The organism is Streptomyces sp. NPDC001848 (genome assembly GCF_042891915.1).
Classification (GTDB): Bacteria; Actinomycetota; Actinomycetes; order Streptomycetales; family Streptomycetaceae; genus Streptomyces.
This window is the reverse complement of record NZ_JBIATP010000023.1, coordinates 82,406-103,316: the sequence shown is the minus strand read 5'-3', so window position 1 is coordinate 103,316 and position 20,911 is coordinate 82,406. Positions and strand designations below refer to the sequence as shown.

At 71.2% G+C, this 20,911-nt stretch carries 18 protein-coding genes and 1 pseudogene; 10 read left to right on the top strand and 9 right to left on the bottom strand.

Annotated features, from left to right (window positions below):
• Positions 1 to 130: 130 nt before the first annotated feature.
• The 3 genes and pseudogenes from ACFYZJ_RS34775 to ACFYZJ_RS34765 form a co-directional block, all read right to left on the bottom strand.
• Positions 131 to 745: pseudogene (locus ACFYZJ_RS34775) on the bottom strand (TetR family transcriptional regulator); the annotation flags it as partial.
• Positions 742 to 1,566: a sugar phosphate isomerase/epimerase family protein gene (locus ACFYZJ_RS34770; protein ID WP_388575060.1), complete on the bottom strand. Its 825-nt coding sequence runs from the start codon at positions 1,564 to 1,566 to the stop codon at positions 742 to 744. The gene ACFYZJ_RS34770 and the pseudogene ACFYZJ_RS34775, both read right to left, overlap by 4 nt.
• A gap of 212 nt (positions 1,567 to 1,778) precedes the next feature.
• Complete coding sequence (locus ACFYZJ_RS34765) at positions 1,779 to 2,711, bottom strand: Ppx/GppA family phosphatase (RefSeq protein WP_388575057.1); 933 nt, start codon at positions 2,709 to 2,711, stop codon at positions 1,779 to 1,781.
• 71 nt (positions 2,712 to 2,782) lie between these two features.
• Here ACFYZJ_RS34765 and ACFYZJ_RS34760 point away from each other — a divergent pair, with 71 nt between their 5' ends.
• A complete protein-coding gene (locus ACFYZJ_RS34760) occupies positions 2,783 to 3,652 on the top strand; it encodes a hypothetical protein (RefSeq protein ID WP_388575055.1) in 870 nt (289 codons plus the stop codon).
• Positions 3,653 to 3,670: 18 nt separating this feature from the next.
• Here ACFYZJ_RS34760 and ACFYZJ_RS34755 read toward each other — a convergent pair whose 3' ends face one another.
• Entirely contained in the window at positions 3,671 to 5,398 is a 1,728-nt protein-coding gene (locus ACFYZJ_RS34755; protein WP_388575053.1) for a hypothetical protein, read from the bottom strand.
• Positions 5,399 to 5,622: 224 nt separating this feature from the next.
• Here ACFYZJ_RS34755 and radA point away from each other — a divergent pair, with 224 nt between their 5' ends.
• Both radA and disA read left to right on the top strand, forming a co-directional pair.
• Positions 5,623 to 7,032 carry a DNA repair protein RadA gene (gene radA, locus ACFYZJ_RS34750; protein ID WP_388575051.1) on the top strand — a complete coding sequence of 470 codons (1,410 nt, stop codon included), beginning with the start codon at positions 5,623 to 5,625 and terminating at the stop codon, positions 7,030 to 7,032.
• An 81-nt stretch (positions 7,033 to 7,113) separates the two neighbouring features.
• The gene (gene disA / locus ACFYZJ_RS34745; protein WP_388575049.1) at positions 7,114 to 8,238 is read left to right on the top strand and encodes a DNA integrity scanning diadenylate cyclase DisA; all 1,125 of its coding nucleotides are present in this window, start codon (positions 7,114 to 7,116) and stop codon (positions 8,236 to 8,238) included.
• A gap of 60 nt (positions 8,239 to 8,298) precedes the next feature.
• On the opposite strand, the gene ACFYZJ_RS34740 is transcribed toward disA, so the two are convergent.
• Complete coding sequence (locus tag ACFYZJ_RS34740; protein WP_388575047.1) at positions 8,299 to 9,105, bottom strand: hypothetical protein; 807 nt, start codon at positions 9,103 to 9,105, stop codon at positions 8,299 to 8,301.
• A 349-nt stretch (positions 9,106 to 9,454) separates the two neighbouring features.
• Here ACFYZJ_RS34740 and ACFYZJ_RS34735 point away from each other — a divergent pair, with 349 nt between their 5' ends.
• From ACFYZJ_RS34735 to cseC, 5 genes are all read left to right on the top strand, one after another.
• Positions 9,455 to 10,414, top strand: coding sequence for an A/G-specific adenine glycosylase (locus ACFYZJ_RS34735; RefSeq protein WP_388575044.1), 960 nt, complete (start codon positions 9,455 to 9,457; stop codon positions 10,412 to 10,414).
• Between the two features lie 358 nt (positions 10,415 to 10,772).
• Positions 10,773 to 11,312: a SigE family RNA polymerase sigma factor gene (locus tag ACFYZJ_RS34730; RefSeq protein ID WP_351231307.1), complete on the top strand. Its 540-nt coding sequence runs from the start codon at positions 10,773 to 10,775 to the stop codon at positions 11,310 to 11,312.
• A complete protein-coding gene (locus ACFYZJ_RS34725; RefSeq protein ID WP_388575042.1) occupies positions 11,300 to 11,956 on the top strand; it encodes a hypothetical protein in 657 nt (218 codons plus the stop codon). The genes ACFYZJ_RS34730 and ACFYZJ_RS34725 overlap by 13 nt, the downstream gene beginning before the upstream one ends.
• A 24-nt stretch (positions 11,957 to 11,980) precedes the next feature.
• Positions 11,981 to 12,685 (top strand): two-component system response regulator CseB, encoded by a 705-nt coding sequence (gene cseB / locus ACFYZJ_RS34720; protein ID WP_388575040.1) that lies wholly within the window; start codon positions 11,981 to 11,983, stop codon positions 12,683 to 12,685.
• A 14-nt stretch (positions 12,686 to 12,699) separates the two neighbouring features.
• Positions 12,700 to 14,040 (top strand): two-component system sensor histidine kinase CseC, encoded by a 1,341-nt coding sequence (cseC, locus tag ACFYZJ_RS34715; RefSeq protein ID WP_388575107.1) that lies wholly within the window; start codon positions 12,700 to 12,702, stop codon positions 14,038 to 14,040.
• 2 nt (positions 14,041 to 14,042) lie between these two features.
• Here cseC and ACFYZJ_RS34710 read toward each other — a convergent pair whose 3' ends face one another.
• The 3 genes from ACFYZJ_RS34710 to ACFYZJ_RS34700 all read right to left on the bottom strand — a co-directional run bounded on the left by ACFYZJ_RS34710 (position 14,043) and on the right by ACFYZJ_RS34700 (position 16,763).
• Positions 14,043 to 14,495 carry a VOC family protein gene (locus ACFYZJ_RS34710; RefSeq protein ID WP_388575037.1) on the bottom strand — a complete coding sequence of 151 codons (453 nt, stop codon included), beginning with the start codon at positions 14,493 to 14,495 and terminating at the stop codon, positions 14,043 to 14,045.
• A gap of 61 nt (positions 14,496 to 14,556) precedes the next feature.
• The gene (locus ACFYZJ_RS34705; RefSeq protein WP_388575104.1) at positions 14,557 to 14,970 is read right to left on the bottom strand and encodes a helix-turn-helix transcriptional regulator; all 414 of its coding nucleotides are present in this window, start codon (positions 14,968 to 14,970) and stop codon (positions 14,557 to 14,559) included.
• Positions 14,971 to 15,167: 197 nt separating this feature from the next.
• A complete protein-coding gene (locus ACFYZJ_RS34700; RefSeq protein WP_388575036.1) occupies positions 15,168 to 16,763 on the bottom strand; it encodes an MDR family MFS transporter in 1,596 nt (531 codons plus the stop codon).
• A gap of 185 nt (positions 16,764 to 16,948) precedes the next feature.
• On the opposite strand from ACFYZJ_RS34700, the gene ACFYZJ_RS34695 reads away from it, so the two are divergent.
• Both ACFYZJ_RS34695 and ACFYZJ_RS34690 read left to right on the top strand, forming a co-directional pair.
• Positions 16,949 to 17,533, top strand: coding sequence for a TetR/AcrR family transcriptional regulator (locus ACFYZJ_RS34695; RefSeq protein WP_388575101.1), 585 nt, complete (start codon positions 16,949 to 16,951; stop codon positions 17,531 to 17,533).
• Between the two features lie 220 nt (positions 17,534 to 17,753).
• Positions 17,754 to 17,978, top strand: coding sequence for a hypothetical protein (locus ACFYZJ_RS34690; protein WP_388575033.1), 225 nt, complete (start codon positions 17,754 to 17,756; stop codon positions 17,976 to 17,978).
• Between the two features lie 75 nt (positions 17,979 to 18,053).
• Here the strand turns inward: ACFYZJ_RS34690 and ACFYZJ_RS34685 are convergent, their stop codons facing one another.
• Positions 18,054 to 20,576 carry an ATP-dependent Clp protease ATP-binding subunit gene (locus ACFYZJ_RS34685; protein WP_388575030.1) on the bottom strand — a complete coding sequence of 841 codons (2,523 nt, stop codon included), beginning with the start codon at positions 20,574 to 20,576 and terminating at the stop codon, positions 18,054 to 18,056.
• Positions 20,577 to 20,911 lie beyond the last annotated feature (335 nt).

Genomic DNA, 20,911 nt, shown 5'->3' with positions numbered 1-20,911 from the left:
ACGCGTCTGTCCGGAATACGGGATGCATGTTTCAGGGATTCGTTCCGGGACTCGTCCCGGGATCGGTCCGGGGACTCGTCTCCAAATTGGCCCGGGGATTCGTCGCGGGATCGGTCCGGGCGCTCGACCCGGGATTCGTCAGGTGACTCTGTACCACCGGGGCCAGCCGCGCCACGAGCTGTTCCAGGTCCGCCGACGCCAGCGGCTCCACCTTGACCACGTACCGCAGCATCGCGACACCGACCAGCTGCGCCGCCGCCAGCTCGGCGCGCAGCTCCGGGTCCGGCAGGTCCAGCCGGTCCGCCATACGGCGCAGCAGCTGTGCGGCGACCAGGCGGCGGAAGACCGCGGCCGCGGTGTCGTTGTTCACGGCGGAGCGGACGATCGCCAGCAGCGGCGTACGGGTCGTGGGGTTCTCCCAGATGCCGAGGACGAAGCGGGTCAGGCGCTCCCCGATGGCTTCCCGGGGCCCCTGGGCGATGGCCTCCGGCGCGCTCAGGGCGGGCGCGAAGGCAACTTCGATGGCCGCCTCGAAGACCTGCTCCTTGGTGCCGAAGTAGTGGTGGACGAGCGCGGAGTCCACCCCGGCGGCCTTGGCGATGCCGCGCACGGACGTCTTCTCGTAGCCGCGCGCGGAGAACTCCTCGCGGGCCGCCTGAAGGATACGGTCGCGGGTGGCGGGGGCCGCCGCCGTCTCGGTACGGCTGGGGCGTCCCCTGCCGCGACGGGCGGAAGGCTCGCTCACCGGCGGGGCACCTTCACCGCCGACGCCAGGTGCAGCCGGGTGAAGGCGAGGGCCTCGGCGAGATCGGCCTCGCGCTCGGCGCCGGACATGGCACGGCGGGTGTTGACCTCGATGACGACGTACCCGTCGAAGCCGCCCAGCGCCAGCCGCTCCAGGACGGCGGCGCAGGGCTGCATACCGCGGCCGGGCACGAGGTGCTCGTCCTTGTTGGAGCCGTTGCCGTCGGCGAGGTGGACGTGGCCGAGGCGGTCGCCCATGCGGTCGAGCATCTGCAGGGCGTCGGTGCGGGCCGTCGCGGCGTGACTGAGGTCGATCGTGAAGTGCCGGTAGTCGTCCTTCGTGACGTCCCAGTCGGGGGCGTACGCGAGCATCTCGCGGTCCCGGTAGCGCCACGGGTACATGTTTTCGACGGCGAACCGCACATCCGTCTCGTTCGCCATGCGCCATATGCCGTCGACGAAGTCACGCGCGTACTGCCGCTGCCAGCGGAAGGGCGGATGGACCACGACGGTGCCGGCACCGAGCTTCTCGGCGGCGGCGCGGGCCCGCTGGAGTTTGACCCAGGGGTCGGTGGACCACACGCGCTGTGTGATCAGCAGACAGGGGGCGTGGACCGCGAGAACGGGGATCTGGTGGTAGTCGCTGAGCCGGCGCAGCGCCTCGATGTCCTGGCTGACCGGGTCGGTCCACACCATGACCTCGACCCCGTCGTACCCGAGGCGCGCGGCGATCTCGAAGGCCGTCGCCGTCGACTCCGGGTAGACGGAGGCCGTCGAGAGCGCGACCTTCGCATCCGGGATGCGCACCGCTGGTTCTGCCACGAGGGACAGGGTACGGGGTGCCTCCGGCCCTTGGGCCGGGAGTGGCGGGTGGGGGTGGCCGACGTCACGTGGGGCGGGCGCCGCCGGTTCGCCGTTGCGCGGTTCGCCGTCGCCGGGTGCGGATGCGTCGTGGTTGCCCGCGCCCACGCGGCGGAGCCGCGGATGCGACAGCCCCGCGGCTTGGGGGTGGGCCGCGGAACTCACCCGGAGGCTCACGCCGAGCCCATGTGATCCAGCCGCCGCAGGATCACGCCCTCCCGCAGGGCCCAGGGGCATATCTCCAGCGCCTCCACGCCGAACAGGTCCATCGCCGCCTCCGCGACCAGCGCCCCGGCCAACAGCTGGCCCGCGCGGCCGTCGGAGACGCCGGGAAGCTCCGTGCGCTGGGCGGCCGTCATCCCGGCGAGCTGGGGCACCCAGCCCTCCAGCGACTCCCGCTTCAGCTCGCGCTGCACGTACAGGCCCTCGGCGGAGCGGGCCGCGCCGGCGAGGCGGGCGAGCTGCTTGAACGTCTTGGAGGTGGCGACGACGTGGTCGGGCGCCCCGAAGCGGCTGAACTCGCCGACCGTGCGGGCGATCTCCGTCCGTACGTGGCGGCGCAGCGCCCTGACGTCCTCGGGGTCGGGCGGGTCGCCGGGCAGCCAGGCCGCGGTGAGCCGGCCGGCGCCGAGCGGCAGGGACACCGCGGCGTCGGGCTCCTCGTCCATGCCGTAGGCGATCTCCAGGGAGCCGCCGCCGATGTCGAGGACGAGGAGTTTGCCCGCCGACCAGCCGAACCAGCGCCGGGCGGCGAGGAAGGTCAGCCGGGCCTCCTCCTCGCCGGTCAGCACCTGCAGCCCGACGCCGGTGGCGTCCTCGACCCGGGCGAGGACGTCGTCGGCGTTGCCGGCCTCGCGCACCGCGGACGTGGCGAACGGCAGCAGGTCCTCGACGCCCTTGTCCTCGGCCGCCTGGAGGGCGTCCTGGATCACGGCGATCAGTTTGTCGATGCCGTCGGGGCCGATGGCTCCGTTGCCGTCGAGCAGTTCGGCGAGCCGCAGCTCCGCCTTGTGCGAGTGCGCGGGCAGCGGGCGCGCGCCGGGGTGGGCGTCCACCACCAGCAGATGCACCGTGTTCGAACCCACGTCGAGGACACCGAGTCTCATGTACGGAACGCTACTGCCAGTGCGGCGATGTGCCGTCCCCGCAGCGGTCCCGGTCCACTTACCCTGGAGGCGTGCCAAAGACGAAAAAGGCGAAGACCGACAAATCCTCCAAGGGATCGAAGGATTCTTCGCAGGCGAAGGCGTCCCCGTCCGAGAAGGCCCTGAAGATGGCGAAGAAAGCCCCTGAGGTGAACGACGAGAAGGGGCTGGACTTCGCGCGCGCGTGGGTGGAGTTTCCGGATCCGGCCGACGACGAGCAGGTCTTCCGGTGCGATCTGACATGGCTGACCTCCCGCTGGAACTGCATCTTCGGGAGCGGCTGCCAGGGAATCCAGGCGGGCCGCGCGGACGACGGGTGCTGCACGCTGGGGGCGCACTTCTCGGACGAGGACGACGAGAAGCGGGTGGCCGGGCACGTGGCACGGCTCACTCCGGAGATCTGGCAGCACCATGACGTGGGCATGAAGACGGGCTGGGTCGTGGAGGACGACGAGGGGTCCCGGCAGACCCGCCCGTACCAGGGCTCGTGCATCTTCCAGAACCGGCCCGGGTTCGCGGGCGGCGCGGGCTGCTCGCTGCACATCCTGGCGCTCAGGGAGGGCCGGGAGCCGCTGGAGACCAAGCCGGACGTGTGCTGGCAGCTGCCGATCCGGCGCACGTACGAGTGGATCGACCGGCCCGACGACACCCGGGTGCTGCAGGTGTCGATCGGTGAGTACGACCGCCGGGGCTGGGGTCCGGGCGGCCACGACCTGCACTGGTGGTGCACGTCGGCGACGTCGGCGCACGGCGCGGGCGAGCCGGTGTACGTCTCCTACCGGGCGGAGCTGACCGAGCTGATGGGCAAGGCGGGGTACGACCGCCTGGCCGAGCTGTGCGAGCAGCGCCTGGCGTCGCAGCTGCCGCTGGTGGCACCGCATCCCGCGGATCCCGTGGCCTGACGGTAGGGACAAGGCGGCCTACGGGGTCGGGCTCGGCGCGCCGCTGTCGGTGGGCGGCGGCGTGGAGGGCGGCGGGTCGGTGGGCGGCGGGCTGGAGGCCGGCGGTACGGTCGGGGTCGGGTCGCCGTGGCTGGGGTCCGAGCCGGGCGGTGGACCGGTCGGCGTGGGGTCGGACGGGACGGTGCGGGTGGGGGTGGCGGTGGGGTGCGGGTCGGACGGGCCCGCCGCGCCGTAGCCGTCGATCGTGACGACGGCGCCCGCCGGGGCCACCGCCACCTGCGCGTGCCAGGGGCCGGAGGGCTCGTGGAGGTGGTCGACGTAGACCCGGATCGTGACGGACGCGCCGGGGTCGAGCGTGCCCGAGGACTGGTTCATGTGGAGCCAGGAGGCGCCCGTGGCCGCGGACCAGTGGACGGGTGAACTGCCGGACGCGGTGAGGGTGATGAGGGTGGTGGTGCCGTCGTTGCGGGCCGTCACCGCCAGGTGACCCTCCCCCGGGGCGGCCGTCGCCACGCCGACGACCTCGACGGAGACGTCGGGTGCGCGGCCGTCCTTGCCGGGGAGGCGGGCGCCGGGTCCGGCACTGGCGTTGCCCGCGTTCTCGTAGCCGCCCGCGCCCACGCCGCCGAGTGACGCGGTGTCCTGCACCTCGCGCGCGGTGGCGGGGCGGCCGTCGGCGGCCTCGCCGGTGAGGGGGCCGCGGTAGGCGGCCCACAGGGCGAGCACCGGGGCGGCGACCACGGTGGCGACGACGGTCGTGGTGACGGCACGCGCGCGGAGGCGGTCGCGGCGAGCGGCGTGGTCCTTCGGGTCCATGGGGAAGCCGCGCCGGTCGAAGCGGGGGGCGCCGCCACGCGCGCGTGCGGCCCGCGTCATCGCCGTGTGCAGGGCCGCGCGAGGTGCCTGGAGGACGGGCAGCGCGGCGGGGGTGACGCTGGTGCCGGGCCAGGTGCCGGGAACGGCGCGCTCGGCGGTACGACGGCAGCGCGGACAGTCGTCGACGTGGCGCACGAGTTCGCGGCGCAGGGCGGCGCTGAGGACGAGCCGGTGGTCGCCGGTGAGGCGGGCGACGCCCGGACAGGTGCCGGTCTCGACGACGGCGACGGCGGCGCGGGTGCGCTCCACCTCGCAGGCGGCGGAGGCCAGCAGGTCCCGGGCGGCGGTGGGGTCCAGGCCGAGCACGGCGGCGATCTCGCGGGCCGGGAGCTGGTGGCGTACCGCGAGTTCGAGCGCCTCGCGCTGCTCGGGGGTGGTGCCGGCGGCCTCCGGCCAGGCGAGCTGGGCGAGCTCGCGGCGGCGCAGCTCCTCGGTCTCCTCGGCCGGCTCGGCGGTGGCGCCGACAGCCCTGGCGGCGCGCCGGTCGGCGGCCTCCGCGGTCGGCCGGACGTCACGGTCGCGCCCGGCCCGGCGGTGGCGCCGTGCCTCGGCGAGGCGGCGCAGACAGGACCAGCGGGCGAGGGCGTACAGCCAGGCGCGGTGGTCGTCCCGGGACCGCGGGCCGCGGGTGCCGCGACGCTCGGCGAGCGCGAGGGCGTCCCCGAGGGCCTCGGTCGCCGCCTCGTGATCACACAGCAGGGACAGGCAGTAGGTGAACAGCCCGTCCACATAGGGGTCGTAGCGCGCGGGCAGGCGCTGCGCCAGGGTGCGAGGGGTCGCGCCACGAGGCGCGCTTCCCCGCTGCCGCGCGTCGTTGCGCGCCGGGTGTGCGCCGGTGGCGTGCGTCGAGATCTCCGGCCTGCTGCTCATCACCCGTGCGACCGTAGGCGGCGATGACCGGCACCTTCTTCCCCCTTGAGCACTTTTACTCCGTACGGGTGAAACGATCCCTCATAAGGGGACAGGAACGATGTATTCCGCGCCACCGGGGTGATTCCGCAGGGAGGGCGGCCGGATTGTAGGTGCGGGCGGAGAAGCGCCTTCCGTCGCGGGCGCCACCCCTGCTGTCAGTGGCCCCCGCTACGGTTTCGTGCATGGCTGCCCGTACCAAGACCTCCAAGGACCGGCCGTCCTATCGCTGCACCGAGTGCGGCTGGCAGACGGCCAAGTGGCTCGGCCGCTGCCCCGAGTGCCAGGCCTGGGGGACGATCGAGGAGTACGGCGCGCCCGCCGTGCGTACGACGACACCGGGGCGGGTGACCACCTCCGCCCTGCCGATCGGCCAGGTCGACGGACGGCAGGCCACCGCCCGCTCCACCGGCGTGCCCGAGTTGGACCGCGTCCTCGGCGGCGGACTGGTACCGGGCGCGGTCGTGCTGCTGGCGGGTGAACCCGGCGTCGGCAAGTCCACGCTGCTGCTCGACGTCGCGGCCAAGGCGGCGAGCGAGGAGCACCGCACGCTGTATGTGACCGGCGAGGAGTCCGCCAGCCAGGTGCGGCTGCGCGCCGACCGCATCGGAGCCATCCACGACCACCTCTACCTGGCGGCGGAGACGGACCTCTCGGCCGTTCTCGGCCACCTCGACGCGGTCAAGCCGTCCCTCCTCGTCCTCGACTCGGTGCAGACCGTCGCCTCCCCGGAGATCGACGGCGCGCCCGGCGGCATGGCCCAGGTCCGCGAGGTCGCCGGGGCCCTGATCCGCGCCTCCAAGGAGCGCGGCATGGCCACCCTCCTGGTCGGCCACGTCACCAAGGACGGCGCCATCGCGGGCCCCCGCCTGCTCGAACACCTCGTGGACGTGGTCCTGCACTTCGAGGGCGACCGACACGCGCGCCTGCGCCTCGTCCGGGGCGTCAAGAACCGCTACGGCGCCACGGACGAGGTCGGCTGCTTCGAGCTGCACGACGAGGGCATCATGGGCCTCGCCGACCCCAGCGGACTGTTCCTGACCCGCCGCGACGAGCCGGTCCCCGGCACCTGCCTCACCGTCACCCTGGAGGGCCGCCGCCCCCTGGTGGCCGAGGTGCAGGCCCTGACCGTCGACTCGCAGATCCCGTCCCCGCGGCGTACGACGTCCGGCCTGGAGACCTCCCGGGTCTCGATGATGCTCGCCGTGCTGGAGCAGCGCGGGCGGATCAGCGCCCTGGGCAAACGGGACATCTACTCCGCGACCGTCGGCGGGGTGAAGCTGTCCGAGCCGGCCGCCGACCTGGCGGTCGCGCTCGCGCTGGCCAGCGCCGCCAGCGACACCCCGCTGCCCAAGAACCTGGTCGCGATCGGCGAGGTCGGCCTCGCCGGGGAGGTGAGACGGGTCACCGGCGTCCAGCGCCGCCTGGCCGAGGCCCACCGCCTGGGCTTCACGCACGCCCTCGTACCGGCCGATCCCGGGAAGACCCCGCCCGGGATGAAGGTGCTGGAAGTGGCGGACGTGGGGGACGCGCTGCGGGTCCTCCCCCGCTCCCGTCGCCGAGAGGCCCCACGGGAGGAGGAGGACCGCCGGTAGACTTTGCCCTGGTCTCGCCCGTCCGTACGAACCGAGTGTGCGACACGGGAGCGCCCCAGAACCTGCGACCGGAGGAGTGCAGTGGCAGCCAACGACCGGGCAGCAGCTCCCGGAAAGTCCGGTGGGAGTGCCGGTTCCGATGGCCTGATGCGCGCCTCGCTGAGCGCCGTGGCACCCGGCACGCCCCTGCGTGACGGCCTGGAGCGCGTGCTCCGCGGCAACACCGGCGGTCTCATCGTGCTCGGCTCGGACAAGACCGTCGAGGCGATGTGCACGGGCGGTTTCGTCCTGGACGTGGAGTTCACGGCCACCCGGCTGCGGGAGCTGTGCAAGCTGGACGGCGGCCTCGTGCTCTCCTCGGACCTGTCGAAGATCCTGAGAGCCGGCGTGCAGTTCGTCCCGGACCCGACGATCCCGACCGAGGAGACCGGCACGCGGCACCGCACCGCGGACCGGGTGAGCAAGCAGGTCGGCTTCCCGGTGGTCTCCGTCTCGCAGTCGATGCGGCTGATCGCCCTGTACGTCGACGGGCAGCGCCGCGTCCTGGAGGACTCGGCGGCGATCCTGTCCCGCGCCAACCAGGCCCTGGCCACCCTGGAGCGGTACAAGCTCCGCCTGGACGAGGTGGCCGGGACGCTGTCCGCGCTGGAGATCGAGGACCTGGTCACGGTCCGGGACGTCTCCGCGGTGGCGCAGCGGCTGGAGATGGTGCGCCGCATCGCCACCGAGATCGCGGAGTACGTGGTCGAACTGGGCACCGACGGCCGTCTGCTCGCCCTCCAGCTCGACGAGTTGATCGCGGGCGTCGAGCCCGAGCGCGAACTGGTGGTCCGCGACTACGTGCCGGAACCGACCGCGAAGCGTTCCCGCACGGTCGAGGAGGCGCTGGCCGAGCTGGACGCCCTGAGCCACGCGGAGCTCCTGGAGATGTCCACCGTCGCCAAGGCGCTGGGGTACACCGGCTCCCCGGAGGCGCTCGACTCGGGGGTGTCCCCGCGCGGCTTCCGCCTGCTGGCGAAGGTCCCGCGGCTGCCCGGAGCGATCATCGACCGCCTGGTGGAGCACTTCGGCGGCCTCCAGAAACTGCTCGCGGCCAGCGTGGACGACCTCCAGACGGTGGACGGCGTGGGCGAGGCCCGGGCGCGGAGCGTACGCGAGGGGCTGTCGCGGCTGGCCGAGTCCTCGATCCTCGAACGGTACGTCTGACCGACGACCGAGCCTGGACAGGCGCCCGGCCCGCACTCAAACATTCTGTTTTCGGGGCTCTCAGTCCTTCGACAGCACGAACGACGTCTGTGTCTTCGGGAAGCCGGGGACCCTCGCCTCGACCAGGTAGGTGCCCGCCGCCGCGGAACCCGCCGGTGGTGTCGCGCAGTTGGGCGCGCTGTGCTTGCGGTCCCACTTCACGGTGTAGGTGACCTGCTCGTTCGCGGGCACCCGGAACAGCGCGCCGCCCGAGCCGCTGGGGCAGTCCGCCGAGGACCAGAAGGCGCTGTTGCTCCCTGCCTGAGTGATCGTCAGCACCGCGTACTTGGGGCCGAGGTCGACCTTGCAGTCGCTGCCGGAGGTGTTCTTGGCGATCAGCTCGAAGGTGGGAGTGTCCCCGGGCCCGTAGGTGTTGTGCAGGCTGCGCAGGGTCAACTGCACCGATCCGGAGGCGCAGTCGGGCAGGGACGCACCGCCGCCGGCGGGGAGCCGGCCGGAAGAGCCGCCGCTGCCGTTGGCCTGGCCGTCCGTGCCGCCGGATCCGGTGTCGCCCGCGCCACCGGACGCGCCCGAGCCCGACGATCCGGCCCCCCCGGACGACCCGGAACCGTCACCACCGCCCGACTCGTCGCGTCCGCCCGGGCGTTGACTGATCGCGGGCCCCGTACCGGACGGGCCCGGCGTGATCGAGGACGTGGGATGCTTGCCGTTCGAGCCGTCCGCCTTGTTCTTCCCGCCGCCGCCGGATGAGGTGACCGCCCACACGACGAGCAGCACCAACACGGCGACCACGGACAGCACTACGGCCCTCCGTCGCCAGTAGATGGAGGAGGGAAGCGGCCCAACCGGATTGCGCAGAGATCCCACGGCGCAAACTGTACGAGAGATCTCGCGCACACCTGGCCCCACCCGCCGCCAGGGCCACAACTTTTCCCGATCATCATCTCGAAGAACCGCGTCGGCCGAGCCGACGGCCCTCCGGGCGGTGCCGGCATCCGCCGCCGGACGCAGGGACGAGTGCGGGGAGGCACACGCCCGACGAGGGCGGGGAGGCACGCGCCCGGCGCGGATCTTCCGGCCGATCGGCATCCGCCGCGGCGGGGAATCCCACGACGCCCGGCCGGCCGCCACAGGCCATCCGAGGTCATCCCGGACAAATCCACCCCGAGCCGATCCCCCACCCGACCACCCCCGGCATGGCAGGATCGACTACGCCATGACTGCACCCACCACCCCCGCCACCGCCACCGCCCCCACCCAGACCGACGACACCCCCGGCTCCACCGCCACCGGCCGAGCCCCCGGCACGGTCCTGCACGGCCCGGTCATCGCCTGGTTCGAGCAGCACGCCCGTGATCTCCCGTGGCGGCGCCCGGAGGCCGGGCCCTGGGGGGTGATGGTCAGTGAGTTCATGCTGCAGCAGACGCCGGTCAACCGCGTCCTGCCCGTCTACGAACAGTGGCTCACCCGCTGGCCCCGCCCCGCCGACCTGGCCAAGGAACCCCCCGGTGAAGCCGTCCGCGCCTGGGGCCGCCTCGGCTACCCCCGCCGTGCCCTGCGCCTGCACGGCGCCGCGGTCGCCATAACGGAACGGCACGGCGGCGACGTCCCCACCGACCACGCCCAACTGCTCGCCCTGCCCGGCATCGGCGAGTACACGGCCGCGGCCGTCGCGTCGTTCGCGTACGGCCAGCGGCACCCGGTGCTCGACACCAACGTGCGCCGGGTCCTGGCCCGCGCGGTCACCGGCGTGCAGTACCCGCCCAACGCCACCACCGCCGCCGAGCGCCGGCTCGCCCGCGAACTGCTGCCGGACGACGAGCGCACCGCCTCGCGCTGGGCCGCCGCCTCCATGGAACTGGGCGCGCTGATCTGCACGGCGAAGAACGAGAACTGCCACCGCTGCCCGATCGCCACGCAGTGCGCCTGGCGGCTGGCCGGAAAGCCCGAGCACGACGGTCCGCCGCGCCGCGGCCAGACGTACGCGGGCACCGATCGTCAGGTGCGCGGCCGACTGCTGGCCGTGCTGCGGGAGGCCGTGGGCCCGGTACCGCAGTCGGTGCTCGACCGCGTGTGGGACGACCCGGTCCAGCGCGCCCGCGCCCTGGACGGTCTGGTCTCCGACGGCCTGGTGGAACCCCTCCCGGGCCGCCTCTACCGCCTGCCCCTCACCTGACCCTGCTGAGCATCTCGCTCGGCGACTTCACAGCCAACGCTTGGCGCTGTCACAGCCTCGCCCCTGCCACATCACAGCCTCACGCCCCCAACCTGCCTGACAAATCACCGCATACTCGCCCCAACTGCCGTACCCCTTTACCCCGTTCCTATATCTGTTACACAACCGACGGACAGCCGAGTGCTCTCCGACGCCTGGAACGGACAACGCCGTGACAACTCGTCCGTAACTTCATATGCGTGCCGCCGAGGGTGCGGCACCCGGGCTCGGGACGAGCCCGCTCCAGGTGTGAGGAACCGGCCGGGCTGCGGGACGCAGCCGGACCACAGGTCGGAAACGGGGAATGGAGGCGGTTGGAATGGCGCACGGCGAGGTGCTCGAATTCGAGGAGTACGTACGCACCCGGCAGGACGCGCTGCTGCGCAGCGCGCGCCGGCTGGTCCCCGACCCGACCGACGCCCAGGACCTGTTGCAGACCGCGTTGGTGCGCACGTACGGCCGCTGGGAGGGCATCGCGGACAAGCGCCTGGCCGACGCCTACCTGCGCCGCGTCATGATCAACACGCGGACCGAGTGGTGGCGTGCGCGCAAACTGGAGGAGGTCCCCACCGAGCAGCTCCCGGACGCGTCGGTGGACGACTCCACCGAGCAGCACGCGGACCGTGCCCTGCTGATGGACGTCCTGAAGGTGCTCGCTCCCAAGCAGCGCAGTGTCGTCGTGCTGCGACACTGGGAGCAGATGTCCACGGAGGAGACGGCCGCCGCCCTCGGCATGTCGGCCGGTACGGTCAAGAGCACGCTGCACCGGGCGCTCGCCCGGCTCCGGGAGGAGCTGGAGGCCCGCGACCTGGACGCACGCGCGCTGGAGCGTGAGGAGCGGGAGCGTTGCGCGGCCTAGGCACCAGGGCCATACAGCCCAGCGGAGCCCTGAAGGCGGTGACGGCGGCGGTGGCCGCGGTCGCCGCCCTCGGGCTTTTCGTCGCCGCCTGCGCCACCGGCGGCACGGGCGCCAGGGACGAGGGCCCCGCGGGCAGCGACCCGTTGATCACGAGTGCCGCCACGCCGTCGCCCTCGCCCACCGCCAAGGAGCCCACGCGTGCCGAGGTGGTGAAGATCGTCAAGGATGACCCGCAGGTCGCCAGGGCGGTCAAGGAGGACCTGAAGCCCTGCGTGGCCGACGAGTACCCGGTGGACGTGTCCTACGGCGACCTCACCGGCGGCGACGTCGACGACATCGTGGTCAACGTGATGACATGCGGGGACGCCGTCGGGGTCGGCTCCTACGTGTACCGGATGAAGAACCACAGGTACCAGAATGTGTTCAAGGCCGAGGAGCCGCCGGTCTACGCGGAGATCGACCGTGGCGACCTGGTGGTGACCCAGCAGATGTACCAGAAGGGCGACCCGGTGTCGTACCCCTCCAGCGAGGAAGTGATCACCTACAGCTGGCGGACCAGCCGCTTCACCGAGGTGTCCCGTACGCGGAACGAGTACAGCAACGCGGTGGGCAACAGCGGCACCGCCGCCCCCACCAAGAACTGACAGCGACCCTACTGAGAGCAGCGGATGGCAGAGCAGACACACGTCCTGTTCGTCGAGGACGACGACGTCATCCGCGAGGCCACCCAGCTCGCGCTGGAGCGGGACGGCTTCGCGGTGACCGCCATGCCCGACGGCCTGTCGGGACTGGAGGCGTTCCGCGCCCGCCGTCCCGACATCGCCCTGCTGGACGTGATGGTTCCCGGCCTGGACGGGGTCAGCCTGTGCCGGCGCATCCGTGACGAGTCGACCGTGCCGGTGATCATGCTGTCCGCGCGTGCCGACTCGATCGACGTGGTGCTCGGCCTGGAGGCGGGCGCCGACGACTACGTGACCAAGCCGTTCGACGGCGCCGTGCTGGTGGCGCGCATCCGTGCGGTGCTGCGTCGCTTCGGGCACGCGAGCGGCGCCGGCCGGGCGGCCGAGGACACCTCCTCCGGGCAGGACGGGGTGCTCACCTTCGGCGACCTGGAGGTCGACACCGAGGGCATGGAGGTCCGGCGGGCCGGGCAGCCGGTGGCCCTCACGCCGACCGAGATGCGGCTGCTGCTCGAGTTCTCCTCGGCGCCCGGCACCGTACTGTCGCGCGACAAGCTGCTGGAGCGCGTGTGGGACTACGGCTGGGGCGGAGACACCCGCGTCGTCGACGTCCATGTGCAGCGGCTGCGCACCAAGATCGGCCAAGACCGGATCGAGACGGTCCGCGGCTTCGGCTACAAGTTGAAGGCGTGAGCGGGAACAGGAACATGCGGGGGATCATCGGCCGCCTCGTCCCCGAGGACGCGGCCATACGCACCGGCCTGAGATGGAAGCTCAGCGCGGCGATCGCCCTGGTCGGGGCGCTCGTCGCGATCGCCCTCAGCCTGGTCGTGCACAACGCGGCGCAGGTGTCCATGCTGAACAGCGCACGCGACCTGGCCGACGAGCGCATCCAGGTCGCCCAGCGGATGTACGAGTCCGGGCGCACCCAGACCTTCGGAACCAAGATCGACGATCCGGCCATCCCGCGGGACCTGCTGGAGAAGGTCATGCAGGGCAGGCGGGCCACCTTCGCGTCCTGGGACCGCAACGGGGTGCCGGACACCTGGGCCGCCGTACCGCTCAAGGACGGCCGGGTGCTGTCCCTGCACACCCGCACGGACCGCAGCGTGGCGGTGATCAAAGACCTCGACCAGGCCCTGATCATCGGTTCGATCGCGGTCGTCCTCGGCGGCTCCGCGCTCGGCGTGCTGATCGGCGGACAGCTGTCGGGCCGGCTGCGCAAGGCGGCCGCCGCGGCGAACCGGGTCGCCAAGGGCGAGACGGACGTGCGCGTACGGGACGCGATCGGCGGTGTCGTACGCGACGAGACGGACGATCTGGCGCGGGCGGTGGACGCGATGGCGGACGCGTTGCAGCAGCGGCTGGAGGCGGAGCGCCGGGTGACGGCGGACATCGCGCACGAGCTGCGTACGCCGGTCACCGGCCTGCTCACCGCGGCGGAGCTGCTGCCGCCGGGCCGTCCCACCGAACTGGTGTTGGACCGCGCGAAGGCCATGCGCACGCTCGTGGAGGACGTCCTGGAGGTGGCCCGTCTGGACGGCGCGTCCGAGCGGGCCGAGCTGCAGGACATCATGCTGGGCGAGTTCGTGACCCGGCGGGTGGCCGCGAAGGAGCCGGACGTCGAGGTCAGGGTGATCCACGAGTCGGCGGTCACCACGGATCCGCGCCGTCTGGAGCGGGTGCTGTTCAATCTGCTGGCGAACGCGGCACGGCACGGCAAGCCGCCCGTCGAGGTGTCCGTCGAGGGCCGGGTGATCCGGATACGGGACCACGGGCCCGGTTTCCCCGAGGAGCTGCTGGCCGAGGGCCCGAGCCGGTTCCGTACGGGCAGCTCGGACCGCTCGGGCCAGGGCCATGGCCTGGGTCTGACGATCGCGGCGGGGCAGGCGCGGGTGCTGGGCGCCCGGCTGACGTTCCGCAACATCCGGGCGCCCGGCGTACCGGAGCATGTGCCGGCCGAAGGGGCCGTGGCCGTGCTGTGGCTGCCGGAACACGCCCCGACGGACACGGGCAGCTTCCCGATGCTGCCGCTGTCGGGCGGCTGACCTCAGGGCTGGGACGACCATTCCTTGTCGAAGTCCAGACCGCCCTCGCGGCGCTGGGTGAAGGAGAACCAGTTGCCGGAGTCGTCGCGGAAGAGCGCCTCGGTACCGTACGGGCGCTCCTGCGGCTCCTGGAGGAACTCCACGCCACGGTCCTTGAGCCGCTTGTAGTCGCCGTGGATGTCGTCGGTGGCCAGCACACCGGCGCCGAGGGCCCCCTTGGCGATGAGCTTCTTCATCATCTCGGCGGACTCGGGGTCCATGGCCGGCGGCCCGGGCACCATGAGCGTGAGCTCGACGTCGGGCTGGTCGGGGGCGCCTACGGTGAGCCAGCGCATCCCACCCTCCCCCATGGTCATGTCCGTACGGACCTCGAGACCGAGCTTCTGTGTGTAGAACTCCTTGGCCCGGTCCTGGTCGAGGACCCAGACGGTGGTGATGGCAAGCCCCTTGATCATGGTGCGCTCCTGGCAGGAGAGGGAGGTGCGGTCTGCGCTGCCAAGGTAAGCAGCGGACCCTTCACCCCGCTTCTTCGGAATTGCTCTGCTCGCCCCTGGGGAATCCGCCCGCCCAGAGCATCGCGTAACACCCGGGTATGAGGGCGGCGCCGCGCCCGACGTGCTTGGCGCGGTACTCGCTGGGCGTCAGCCCGGTCCCTGCCTTGAACCGCGCGGAGAAGGTCCCCAGGCTGCTGAACCCGACCAGATGGCAGATCTCGGTCACGGACAGATCGGCGGTACGCAGCAGGTCCTGGGCGCGCTCGATGCGCCGGTGCGTCAGATACTGTCCGGGCGTCTCGCCGTACGCCTCCTTGAAGGCCCTGAGGAAGTGATACCGCGAGTACCCGGCCCGGTCGGCCACGACCCGGAGATCGAGCGCCGGGTCGGCCCAGTCCCGATCCATCAGATCCTTGGCCCGCCGCAACTGCCGCATCTTGTCCACGCCCCCGATGCTGCCACGCGGCACCGACAAGGAGAGGGGGCCTTGGGGCGGGGCTCCGGGACAGGGACCACACCCGTCGTGGCACTCGATGGCCCGCCGGTAACGCAGCCGAAAGCCCCTGCCGCACCCACCCACGCAGCAAAAGGCCCCCGGGCGCACCCGGGGGCCTCGGGCCGAGCCCGTGCCGGTCAGACGGCCTCTGCAACCGCCGACGGCACCTCCGCGGCGTCCCCAGCCGCGCCCCCGGCCTGCTTGTCGGGCCCCGCCCCGCGCAGCGGGACCTCCTTCACGAACACCGCCGCCGCCAGCGCCAGCACGGCCACCACCGCACCGAGCAGGAACGCCGAGTGCGTGCCCGCGGACACCGCGTACTGGTACGCCTCCCGCGCCACCGCCGGCAGCTTCTGAAGGCTCTTCGCGTCCAGCGACGCCGACTTCTCGGTGATCTTCGACCCCAGCGCACCGGCCCGCTCGGCCATCACGTGCTGGACCCGGTTGTTGAACAGCGCGCCCATGATCGCGACGCCGAAGGAGGAGCCGAGCGTACGGAAGAGGGTGGTGGAGGACGACGCGACGCCCATGTCCCGCATCTCCACGCTGTTCTGCGCCACCAGCATGGTGATCTGCATCAGGCAGCCCATCCCGGCGCCCAGCACGGCCATGTACACACCGGAGGTGAACCGGCTGGTCCCCGTGTCCATCCGCGACAGCAGGAAGAGGCCCAGGATCATCAGCACGCTGCCGGCCAATGGAAAGACCTTGTACCGCCCGCTGTTGGTGGTGACCCGTCCCGCGATCATCGACACCACGAGCATGGCGCCGAGCATCGGCAGCAGCAGCAGCCCGGAGTTGGTGGCGGACGCGCCCTGCACGGCCTGCTGGTACAGCGGCAGGAACAGCGTCGCACCGAACATCACGAACCCGGTGATGAAGCCGATCGTGGACATCAGCGAGAAGTTCCGGCTGCGGAAGATGTGCAGCGGAACGACCGGCTCGGCGGCCTTGGTCTGCCAGAACACGAACCCGACGAGCGCGGCGACACCGATCCCGATCAGCTCCATGATCCGCGCGGACGTCCACGCGTACTGGCTTCCGCCCCAGGTGGTGACCAGCACGATCGAGGTGATGCCGACGGTCAGCAGCGCGGCCCCGAGGTAGTCGACACGGGCCTGGGAACGCTTCTTCGGCAGGTGCAGCACGGCGCTGATGGCGACGAGCGCCACGACACCGAGCGGCAGGTTGATGTAGAAGGCCCAGCGCCAGCCCCAGTTGTCGGTGATGGTGCCGCCGACCAGCGGACCGCCGATCATCGCGAGCGCCATGACGCCGGCCATCATGCCCTGGTACTTGCCGCGCTCCCGCGGCGGGATCAGGTCACCGATGATGGCCATCACCCCGACCATGAGACCACCGGCGCCGAGGCCCTGGACGGCGCGGAAGCCGATGAGCTGGCCCATGTTCTGGGCCATGCCGCTCAGCGCCGATCCCGCCAGGAAGATCACGATCGAGGTCATGAACGAGCCCTTGCGCCCGTACATGTCGCCCAGCTTGCCCCACAGCGGAGTGGCGGCGGCGGTGGCGAGGGTGTACGCGGTCACCACCCACGACAGGTGTTCGAGGCCGCCCAGCTCGCCCACGATGGTCGGCATCGCCGTGCCCACGATCAAGTTGTCGAGCATGGCGAGCATCATGGTGATCATGAGCGCGAGCAGGACGACCCGTATGCTCCGAGGTTGTTTCTCGCTCTTCTCGCCGTCAGCGGCCGGTGCCGCACTCTCCGCCATGGTCCCCAACTCCCCTTGGTACTGCCGGCCGTCCGGCTACTTACTTGCCGCCCGGCTAGTTCACTACACTGGGGAAGGTAGCCCCGTAACTAGCCGGGCGTCAAGTAAGTTTCGTAGGCTCGGCCAGGAGGCCTGCACACAGGTTCTCCGGGAGTGCGAGGAGTACGAGGATGGGCGGCACCACCATGGACGGCACCAAGCGGCAGCGGCGCGGGGACACCCGTCAGCGCATCCAGGACGTGGCGCTCGACCTCTTCGCCGAGCAGGGCTACGAGAAGACCTCGCTGCGAGAGATCGCCGAGCGCCTGGACGTCACCAAGGCCGCGCTCTACTACCACTTCAAGACCAAGGAAGAGATCCTCGTCAGCATCTTCGAGGACCTGACCCGCCCGATCGACGAACTGATCGCCTGGGGCAAGGCGCAGCCGCACACCCTCCAGACCAAGCAGGAGGTGCTGCGCCGCTACAGCGAGGCGCTGGCCGGCGCGGCCCCGCTCTTCCGCTTCATGCAGGAGAACCAGGCCACGATCCGCGAGCTGAGCATCGGCAACGAGTTCAAGGACCGCATGCTGCAGATGCGCGACATCATCCGGGACCCGGACGCCTCACTGACCGACCAGGTCCGCTGCATCAGCGCGCTGTTCACGATGCACGCGGGAATGTTCGTCCTCCAGGAGGTCGAGGCCGACCAGGAGGACAAGCGCAAGGCGGTCCTGGAGGTCGCGATCGGCCTGGTCACCCAGGCCCACTCGGGCGACGGGGCATCGTAGGGACGGCCCCGGGCGGGCCCCGGTCCGGGCATACGGCCCCCGCGCCGTACCAGTGCCGCGGCAGGCAACGTTTGCCCGTCAAGGGGCGGCGTCCGGTGCGTGCTCTGGGGTACCCCCTGCTCGAAGAGCTTGGGGGACTGCCGACCGGAAGCCCTCGTCCTGGACGTACTTGGGGTTTCGGCCGGTGCAGCGAGTGGGGGGTCCCCCCTGCTCGAAGAGCTTGGGGGAGCGTGCCGGGCGTCGCGGCCCCGTCCTGCCCCGGGTCACCGGGCTGCGGCTGAACATGGTCACCGGGACCGAGGACCTCTCACGACTCGGCACGCTCTTTCCCGGAGTGCGCAGCCTCACCCTTCGTCTCGCCCCGGACGTGGCGGACGTCCGGGAACACGTCCTCGATCTCCTGCCGTGCCCGCCGGTCATCGAAAAGGTGGACGGTGTGCTCTGACGTCCACGGATGAGAAAAGGGGCTGCCCCGGGACCGAAGTCCCGGGGCAGCCCCTTCGGCTCACCCCTGCAGGGGTCAGTCCTTGCTCAGGTTCGGCCCGGCGCCACCGGCCGCCTGCTCGATCGGCGGAACGTCCGGCAGAGCCGACTTCTCCTCGCCACGGAAGGTGAACGTCTGGGCGTCGCCCTCGCCCTCCGTGTCGACGACCACGATGTGGCCCGGACGCAGCTCCCCGAAGAGGATCTTCTCGGACAGCGTGTCCTCGATCTCCCGCTGGATCGTGCGGCGCAGCGGCCGGGCGCCCAGCACGGGGTCGTAGCCCTTCTTCGCCAGCAGCTCCTTCGCGGACTGGGCGAGCTCGATGCCCATGTCCCGGTCCTTCAGGCGCTCGTCCACCTTGCTGATCATCAGGTCGACGATCCGCAGGATGTCCTGCTGCGTCAGCTGCGGGAAGACGACCACGTCGTCGACGCGGTTGAGGAACTCGGGCCGGAAGTGCTGCTTGAGCTCGTCCGACACCTTGTTCTTCATGCGCTCGTAGTTGGTCTTCGTGTCACCCGCGGCGGCGAAGCCGAGGTTGAAGCCCTTGGAGATGTCCCGGGTGCCGAGGTTGGTCGTCATGATGATGACCGTGTTCTTGAAGTCCACGACCCGGCCCTGGGAGTCGGTCAGGCGACCGTCCTCCAGGATCTGCAGCAGCGAGTTGAAGATGTCCGGGTGGGCCTTCTCGACCTCGTCGAACAGGACGACCGAGAACGGCTTGCGGCGCACCTTCTCCGTCAGCTGGCCACCCTCCTCGTAGCCCACGTAGCCGGGGGGCGAACCGAAGAGGCGCGACACCGTGTGCTTCTCGCTGAACTCCGACATGTCGAGGGAGATCAGCGCGTCCTCGTCGCCGAACAGGAACTCGGCGAGCGCCTTGGACAGCTCGGTCTTACCGACGCCGGACGGGCCGGCGAAGATGAACGAGCCACCCGGGCGCTTCGGGTCCTTCAGACCCGCACGCGTGCGGCGGATCGCCTTCGACAGCGCCTTGACGGCGTCGTTCTGGCCGATGACCCGCTTGTGCAGCTCCTCCTCCATGCGGAGCAGGCGGCTGGACTCCTCCTCGGTCAGCTTGAAGACCGGGATGCCCGTGGCCGTGGCCAGCACCTCGGCGATCAGCTCGCCGTCGACCTCGGCGACGACGTCCATGTCGCCGGCCTTCCACTCCTTCTCCCGCTTGGCCTTCGCGGCGAGCAGCTGCTTCTCCTTGTCGCGGAGAGAAGCCGCCTTCTCGAAGTCCTGGGAGTCGATCGCGGACTCCTTGTCCCGGCGGACGGCCGCGATCTTCTCGTCGAACTCACGGAGGTCCGGCGGAGCGGTCATCCGGCGGATGCGCATCCGGGAGCCGGCCTCGTCGATCAGGTCGATCGCCTTGTCCGGCAGGAAGCGGTCCGAGATGTAGCGGTCGGCCAGGGTGGCGGCCTGGACCAGGGCCTCGTCCGTGATGGAGACGCGGTGGTGCGCCTCGTAACGGTCGCGCAGGCCCTTGAGGATCTCGATGGTGTGCGGCAGGGACGGCTCCGCGACCTGGATGGGCTGGAAGCGGCGCTCCAGGGCCGCGTCCTTCTCCAGGTGCTTGCGGTACTCGTCGAGCGTGGTCGCACCGATCGTCTGCAGCTCACCGCGGGCCAGCATCGGCTTCAGGATGGAGGCCGCGTCGATGGCGCCCTCGGCGGCACCCGCACCGACCAGCGTGTGCAGCTCGTCGATGAACAGGATGATGTCGCCGCGGGTGCGGATCTCCTTGAGCACCTTCTTCAGGCGCTCCTCGAAGTCACCGCGGTAGCGGGAGCCGGCGACCAGCGCGCCCAGGTCCAGGGTGTAGAGGTGCTTGTCCTTGAGGGTCTCGGGCACCTCGCCCTTGACGATGGCCTGCGCCAGGCCCTCGACGACGGCGGTCTTGCCGACGCCGGGCTCGCCGATGAGCACCGGGTTGTTCTTGGTACGGCGGGACAGCACCTGCATGACCCGCTCGATCTCCTTCTCGCGCCCGATGACCGGGTCGAGCTTGGACTCACGAGCGGCCTGGGTGAGGTTCCGGCCGAACTGGTCCAGGACGAGAGAGGTCGAGGGGGTGCCCTCGGCCGGGCCGCCCGCGGTGGCGGTCTCCTTGCCCTGGTAGCCCGACAGCAGCTGGATGACCTGCTGGCGGACACGGTTGAGGTCTGCTCCGAGCTTGACCAGGACCTGGGCGGCGACGCCCTCGCCCTCGCGGATCAGGCCGAGCAGGATGTGCTCCGTGCCGATGTAGTTGTGGCCCAGCTGAAGGGCCTCGCGGAGCGACAGCTCCAGGACCTTCTTGGCACGGGGGGTGAAGGGGATGTGCCCGGACGGGGCCTGCTGGCCCTGGCCGATGATCTCCTCCACCTGCTGGCGGACCGCCTCGAGCGAAATCCCGAGGCTCTCCAGGGCCTTAGCGGCGACACCCTCACCCTCGTGGATCAGGCCCAGGAGGATGTGCTCGGTGCCGATGTAGTTGTGGTTGAGCATCCGGGCTTCTTCCTGAGCCAGGACGACAACCCGCCGCGCGCGGTCGGTGAACCTCTCGAACATCGTTAATCGCTCCTCAGAGCGGTCAGGCAGTGGGGGGAACTTCCCCTCCCTGTCCTTCCGCAGCTTAGTCCCGCAAGCGGGGACCGCTCATTCCAACTGCCGACACCGTCCTTGGCCTCCTGACCCCGAACGCCGACATCTGCTCCAACCCGATGGTGCGAGACGATGTTCCCGCAGGCCAGGCAGATACCCCAGTCGCCAGTACGCCCATGGCGAACGTGAGACAGCCTCTCCCGCGCAACGCCCCCTCCCACTAGGGATGTCTTACCCGTCCGCACCGACAGTCCATGCCGCGCGCACCGTTTCCCTCCGCTACGGGCGAACATCCTTGCGCT

Excerpts from the sequence above, each read along its gene's own strand:
- ACFYZJ_RS34765 (WP_388575057.1), bottom strand. The coding sequence starts at position 2,711 with ATGAGACTCGGTGTCCTCGACGTGGGTTCGAACACGGTGCATCTGCTG.
- ACFYZJ_RS34755 (WP_388575053.1), bottom strand. The coding sequence starts at position 5,398 with ATGAGCAGCAGGCCGGAGATCTCGACGCACGCCACCGGCGCACACCCG.
- radA (WP_388575051.1), top strand. The coding sequence starts at position 5,623 with ATGGCTGCCCGTACCAAGACCTCCAAGGACCGGCCGTCCTATCGCTGC.
- ACFYZJ_RS34735 (WP_388575044.1), top strand. The coding sequence starts at position 9,455 with ATGACTGCACCCACCACCCCCGCCACCGCCACCGCCCCCACCCAGACC.
- ACFYZJ_RS34730 (WP_351231307.1), top strand. The coding sequence starts at position 10,773 with ATGGCGCACGGCGAGGTGCTCGAATTCGAGGAGTACGTACGCACCCGG.
- cseB (WP_388575040.1), top strand. The coding sequence starts at position 11,981 with ATGGCAGAGCAGACACACGTCCTGTTCGTCGAGGACGACGACGTCATC.
- cseC (WP_388575107.1), top strand. The coding sequence starts at position 12,700 with ATGCGGGGGATCATCGGCCGCCTCGTCCCCGAGGACGCGGCCATACGC.
- ACFYZJ_RS34710 (WP_388575037.1), bottom strand. The coding sequence starts at position 14,495 with ATGATCAAGGGGCTTGCCATCACCACCGTCTGGGTCCTCGACCAGGAC.
- ACFYZJ_RS34705 (WP_388575104.1), bottom strand. The coding sequence starts at position 14,970 with ATGCGGCAGTTGCGGCGGGCCAAGGATCTGATGGATCGGGACTGGGCC.
- ACFYZJ_RS34700 (WP_388575036.1), bottom strand. The coding sequence starts at position 16,763 with ATGGCGGAGAGTGCGGCACCGGCCGCTGACGGCGAGAAGAGCGAGAAA.
- ACFYZJ_RS34695 (WP_388575101.1), top strand. The coding sequence starts at position 16,949 with ATGGACGGCACCAAGCGGCAGCGGCGCGGGGACACCCGTCAGCGCATC.
- ACFYZJ_RS34685 (WP_388575030.1), bottom strand. The coding sequence starts at position 20,576 with ATGTTCGAGAGGTTCACCGACCGCGCGCGGCGGGTTGTCGTCCTGGCT.